This is a genomic window from Kitasatospora sp. MBT66, assembly GCF_000710405.2.
In the GTDB taxonomy this organism is placed as follows: Bacteria; Actinomycetota; Actinomycetes; order Streptomycetales; family Streptomycetaceae; genus Kitasatospora; species Kitasatospora purpeofusca.
Genome location: NZ_JAIY01000010.1, coordinates 1139761 through 1144981, shown reverse-complemented (window position 1 = coordinate 1144981; position 5221 = coordinate 1139761). Strand labels below are relative to the sequence as shown.

Below are 5221 nucleotides of genomic sequence, written 5' to 3'. Positions count from 1 at the left end.
GGGCGGCCCGCGTGGCGAGCACGGCGGTGACCGCCGCGACCGCGCCGGCGGCCGCGACCGGGGCCCACCAGTCGTGGGCGTGCGGCGCGACGGCCGGCTCCAGGTGCGGGAGCAGGCCGACGAGCCCGGCCGGTTCGTGTCCGAGCGGCGCCACCAGGTGGTGGGCGGCCAGCAGCAGTCCGGTGCCGAAGGAGGCCATCAGCGCGAGCCAGACGGCGGCGCCGAGGGCCGGCCGGGACTGGAGGCGCGGCGAGCCGGCCAGCCGCCTCGGGAGCAGGACGCCGACCAGGAGCAGGTGGAGCGCCAGCAGGGCCAGGGTCACCGGTCGTCGTCCCGCGCCTCGTCCCGCGCCTCGACCTGTGCCAGGGCGGCGCGCAGGGCCGTCGCCTCGTCGCCGCTGATCCGGTCGACGAAGTGCAGCAGGGCCCCGGCGCGGTCCGGGCTGGTCTCCAGCGCCTGGTGCATCAGCTGCGCGGTGTACGACTCCCGGGTGCAGGTCGGCTCGTAGACCCAGGCCCGGCCGACCTTGGTCCGCCGCAGCCACTCCTTGGTGTGCAGGATGTCGGCGACGGTGTTGACGGTGGTGTAGGCGACGGGGCGCTGCCGCTGCAGGTCGTCGACGATCTCGCGCACGGTGGCCGGCCGGTCCCAGGACCAGAGCCGGTCCATGATCTCGGCCTCCAGATCGCCCAGTCCGCGCAGCACCCGTCCGCTCCTCCGCCGTCCCGGCCCCGGGTCTCCTGTCCCTGTGCCCGGCGCCCGCCCATCGTACGGCCGCGCCCCGCCGCGAGGGCGGGGCCCCGGGCCCGGCGTCAGCGGCGCATCCGGCGGAGCAGGTCGGTGGCCGCTGCGGGCCAGTGCGGGTGCTCGAAGCCGAACCCGGCCGCCAGCAGCCGGCCCGGGGCCACCGCCCGGCTCTTCAGCAGCAGTTCGGTGTCCGAGCGGAGCGCGAACGCGCCCAGTTCGGCCATCCACCGGGTGGCCGGGAGCCCCACCGGGATGCCCTTGGCCCGCCGGATCGTGCGCATGAACACCCGCTGCGGCACCGGCGTCGGCGCGGCGAGGTTGACCGGTCCGGCGATGTCCTCCCGGTCGAGCAGGAAGCGGACCGAGCGGACCAGGTCCCGGTCGTGGATCCACGACAGGTACTGGGCGCCGCCGTCGACCGAGCCGCCCAGGCCGGTCCTGGCCAGCCGCAGCAACTGGTCGAAGGCACCGCCCGCCTCCGGGCTCATCACCATGGCGCAGCGCAGCGCGACCCGCCGGGTGTGCGGGGTGGCCGCGTCGGTCTGCTCGCGCTCCCAGGCGCGGGCGATCCGCACGCTGCGCTCCCAGTACGCGGGGACGCCGGGCTCCTGGCCGCCGATGACGCCGGTGTCCTCGTCGTGCGGGGCGCCGTAGGTGTGGGAGTAGATGGTGGCGGTGCTCATCTGCAGCCAGACCCGGGGCGGGCGCCGGGCGCCCGCGATCGCACGGCCGACGGCCCGGGTGGAGTGCACCCGGGAGTCCATCATGTCGCGCAGGTTCTCCTCGGTGTAGCGGCAGTCGACGCTGCGCCCGGCGAGGTTGACGACGGCGTCGGCGCCGTCGATCGCGGCGGTCCAGCGGCCCAGCGAGCGGCCGTCCCAGAAGATCTCCTGGTCACGGCTGGGCCGGCGGGTCAGCACCACGACCTCGTGGCCGTCCTCGCTGAGCGCCCGGTCCAGGATGCGCCCGATCTGGCCGGTCCCGCCCGGTATGACGATCCTCATCGTTGCTCCCCCTCGAAACGATTGGTCGTGCGCACCCTAGCGGTCGACCTGAACGTGTTCAAAATGCCGGTGTCGCCAGCAGATGGCCGGAAATGTGTCCGAATCCGTGGAACCACCACCGCCGCTCACCCGACTGGTGGTCCGGATCCGATCGTCTGCTCGCCCAAGCTCGCTCAAGCTCGTTCAAGGAGTGCTCGCGCATGTGCGGAATCACCGGCTGGGTGTCCTTCCACCAGGACGTCCGCCACAGTGCCCCCGTCATCGAGGCGATGACCGCCACCATGACCCTGCGCGGCCCCGACGCCGGCGGCGTCTGGCTCGGCCGCCACGCCGCCCTCGGCCACCGCCGCCTCGCCGTCATCGACATCGACGGCGGCGCCCAGCCGATGCCCGACCGCCGGGACGAGCCCGGCGTCGTCCTCACCTACAGCGGCGAGGTCTACAACCACCACCAGCTGCGCGCCGAACTCCGCGCCAAGGGCCACCGCTTCGAGACCCGCAGCGACACCGAGGTGGTGCTCCGCGCCTACCAGGAGTGGGGTGACGCCCTCGTCGAGCGGCTGGAGGGCATGTACGCCTTCGCCGTCTGGGACGAGCGCGAGCAGCGCCTGCTGCTGGTCCGCGACCGGCTCGGCGTCAAGCCGCTGTTCTGGGCCGAGATCGACGGCGGCGTCGCCTTCGGCTCCGAGCCCAAGGCGCTCTTCGCCCACCCGGAGATCACCCCCACGGTGGACGCCGACGGCCTGCGCGAGGCCTACAGCCTGCTCTTCAACACCGGACCCACGGTCTGGGCCGGCGTCCGCGAGGTCCACCCCGGCGCCCTGCTCGTCCTGGACCGCAACGGCGTCCGCGAGACCCGCTACTGGGAGCTCACCGCCCGCCCCCACACCGACGACCTGGACGCCACCAAGGAGCGGATCGGCGAGCTCGTCAACCGCGCCGCCCGCGCCCAGCTGGAGGCCGACGTCCCGCTCTGCAGCCTGCTCTCCGGCGGCCTGGACTCGACCATCGTCACCGCCCTGGTCGCCGACGAACTGCGCCTCCAGGAGGGCCCGGAGGCCAAGCTGCGCTCCTACGCCGTCGACTACAGCGACCAGGCCGAGCAGTTCACCGGCGACGTGCTGCGCACCGGCCACGACACCCCGTTCGCCGCCGAGGCCGGCGCGTTCATCGGAAGCGACCACTCCACCGTGGTGCTCGACCCGCGCACCCTGCTGGACCTCGAGCACCGCCGCGCCGTCGTCGTCTCCCGGGACTCGCCGATCGGCGTCGGCGACATGGACACCTCGCTCTACCTGCTGTTCGGCGAGATCCGCAAGCACTCCACGGTCGCGCTCTCCGGCGAGGCGGCCGACGAGGTGTTCGGCGGCTACCCGTGGTTCCACAACCCCAAGGCGCTCGCCGCGCAGACCTTCCCCTGGCTGCTGGTCACCGGGGACGAGGCGGCCATGCCGATCAACCCGGACCTCGCCGCCCACCTGCGGATCGCCGAGTTCCGCGACGACACCTACCGCAGCGCGCTGGCCGCCGTCCCGCACGCGGACGGCGAGAGCCCCGAGGAGCACCGCCGGCGCGAGATGCAGCACCTGTCGATGACCCGCTGGCTGCGCCAGCTGCTGCACCGCAAGGACCGCCTCTCGATGGCCCAGGGCCTGGAGGTGCGGGTGCCGTACTGCGACCACCGGCTGGTCGAGTACGCGTTCAACACCCCCTGGGCGATGAAGAGCTACGACGGCCGGGAGAAGAGCCTGCTGCGCGCGGCCGGCCAGGGCATCGCCCCGGACTCGGTGCTCTGGCGGCCCAAGAACCACTACCCGGCGACCCACCACGCCGACTACAACGGCGGGCTGCAGCGGCTCGCCCGCGAGGCGCTGGACGCGCCGCACGTGCGCGACATCGCCGACGAGACGGTGATCAAGGCCAGCCTGGACACCCCGGCCGACCAGCTGGAGTGGGGCCACCGGCTCCGGCTGGAGCGGGTCGTCGACCTCGCGCTCTGGCTGGACCACCACCGCCCGGCGCTCGCCGTCTGACGGACGCTCCGCCCGGTGGGGCCCGGCACGCGCGTGCCGGGCCCCACCGGCGCGTCCCGGCTAGGCTGCCGGGAGGCGAGGCGAGCGGCAGGAGGGCCAGGATGCACGACCCCCGGCACGGGCCACTGGTGACGATGCTGCTGCTGCTCACCGTGGTCACCGGGCTGGTCGACGCCGTCAGCTACCTCGCCCTCGGGCACGTCTTCGTCGCCAATATGACCGGCAATGTGATCTTCCTCGGCTTCGCCCTGGCCGGCGCGCCCGGCCTCTCCGCGCGGGCCTCGCTGGCCGCCCTCGCCGCCTTCCTGGCCGGCGCGCTCGCGGGCGGCCACCTCGCCCGGCGCCGCCCCGCCCACCGCGGGCGGCTGCTGGTCCTCACCGTGGCGGTCCAGTCGGCGCTGTTCGCCGGCTGCGCCCTCCTCAGCGCGTTCCTCGGCCACACCGCCGAACCGGTCCGCTACACCCTGATCTGCGTGCTGGGCGGCGCGATGGGACTGCAGAACGCGGTGGTCCGCGCGCTCAAGGTTCCCGACCTGACCACCACCGTGCTGACGATGACCCTCACCGCCCTGGCCGCCGAGCGGGCCGGCCCCCGCCGCCTGGCCTCGGCCGCCTGGATGTTCGCGGGCGCCCTGCTCGGCGCGGTGCTCGTCCTGCACGCCGCCGTCCCGGTCGCCCTCGCCGCCGCCCTCGCCCTCCTGCTCACCGTCGCCGCCCTCACCCACCACGCCTCCGGCCACCCCGCCGCGCCCTGGACCCGTCCCGACCCCGGCCGCTGACCGGCCGGCTCTCCCGGGATGCCCGGCCGGACTCAGGGGCGGGTCGCGAGGAAGGCGTCGAACTCGGCCCCGTACCAGCGGGTGGTGCGGCCCTGCGGGACCATGCCGAGGCGGCGGCAGACCGCGGCGGAGCGGTCGTTGCCGGGGCGGACCACGGCGTGGATCTCGGCGAGGCCGTCGGCGAAGCCCTTGGCGAGGGCTGCGCCGGCCGCCTCGGTGGCGAATCCGTGGCCCCAGGAGTCCGGGTGCAGGTGCCAGCCGACCTCGATCTCGCCGTTGCCGGTGCCGTCCTCGTCCGGCAGCGGGATCAGGATCACCGAGCCGACCACCACACCGGTGTCCTTGCGCTCCAGGGCCCAGATCCCGTAGCGGGGGTCGGCCGAGCGCTGCCGCCAGCGGTCGATCATGGCCGGTACCTCGGCGGGCGACTCCAGGACCCGAGGGGCGGCGCCCAGCCACCGGGCGACCTCCCAGCGCCCGTAGGTGTCGAACGCGCGCTCGGCATCGGCGTGCTGCCAGAGGCGGGCGGTCAGCCGTTCGGTGCTGAACAAGGGCGTCTCCATCGGGTCTTCGAGGGTTCTCGGACGTCGTGTCAGTCGTCCTGCGGCTGGCTGGCGCGGCCGGACCAGCGGGGCTCCCAGTGGGCCCAGGAGCGTTC

At 74.5% G+C, this 5221-nt stretch carries 5 protein-coding genes and 1 pseudogene; 2 read left to right on the top strand and 4 right to left on the bottom strand.

The window, feature by feature from the left end:
* The 3 genes and pseudogenes from BI06_RS51310 to BI06_RS29645 form a co-directional block, all read right to left on the bottom strand.
* A pseudogene (locus BI06_RS51310) lies at positions 1-322 on the bottom strand (hypothetical protein); the annotation flags it as partial.
* Complete coding sequence (locus tag BI06_RS29650; RefSeq protein ID WP_043473455.1) at positions 319-702, bottom strand: BlaI/MecI/CopY family transcriptional regulator; 384 nt, start codon at positions 700-702, stop codon at positions 319-321. The pseudogene BI06_RS51310 and the gene BI06_RS29650, both read right to left, overlap by 4 nt.
* 110 nt (positions 703-812) lie before the next feature.
* A complete protein-coding gene (locus BI06_RS29645; RefSeq protein ID WP_030396402.1) occupies positions 813-1751 on the bottom strand; it encodes a TIGR01777 family oxidoreductase in 939 nt (312 codons plus the stop codon).
* 200 nt (positions 1752-1951) lie between these two features.
* On the opposite strand from BI06_RS29645, the gene asnB reads away from it, so the two are divergent.
* Together asnB and BI06_RS29635 are read left to right on the top strand one after the other, a co-directional pair.
* Positions 1952-3784: an asparagine synthase (glutamine-hydrolyzing) gene (asnB, locus tag BI06_RS29640; protein WP_043472639.1), complete on the top strand. Its 1833-nt coding sequence runs from the start codon at positions 1952-1954 to the stop codon at positions 3782-3784.
* Positions 3785-3885: 101 nt separating this feature from the next.
* Positions 3886-4563 (top strand): YoaK family protein, encoded by a 678-nt coding sequence (locus tag BI06_RS29635; RefSeq protein WP_051742103.1) that lies wholly within the window; start codon positions 3886-3888, stop codon positions 4561-4563.
* 32 nt (positions 4564-4595) lie between these two features.
* Here the strand turns inward: BI06_RS29635 and BI06_RS29630 are convergent, their stop codons facing one another.
* Complete coding sequence (locus tag BI06_RS29630) at positions 4596-5114, bottom strand: GNAT family N-acetyltransferase (protein ID WP_233290318.1); 519 nt, start codon at positions 5112-5114, stop codon at positions 4596-4598.
* Positions 5115-5221: the final 107 nt, after the last annotated feature.

Coding starts and splice junctions, on each gene's coding strand:
- BI06_RS29645 (WP_030396402.1), bottom strand. CDS start 1,751: ATGAGGATCGTCATACCGGGCGGGACCGGCCAGATCGGGCGCATCCTG.
- asnB (WP_043472639.1), top strand. CDS start 1,952: ATGTGCGGAATCACCGGCTGGGTGTCCTTCCACCAGGACGTCCGCCAC.
- BI06_RS29635 (WP_051742103.1), top strand. CDS start 3,886: ATGCACGACCCCCGGCACGGGCCACTGGTGACGATGCTGCTGCTGCTC.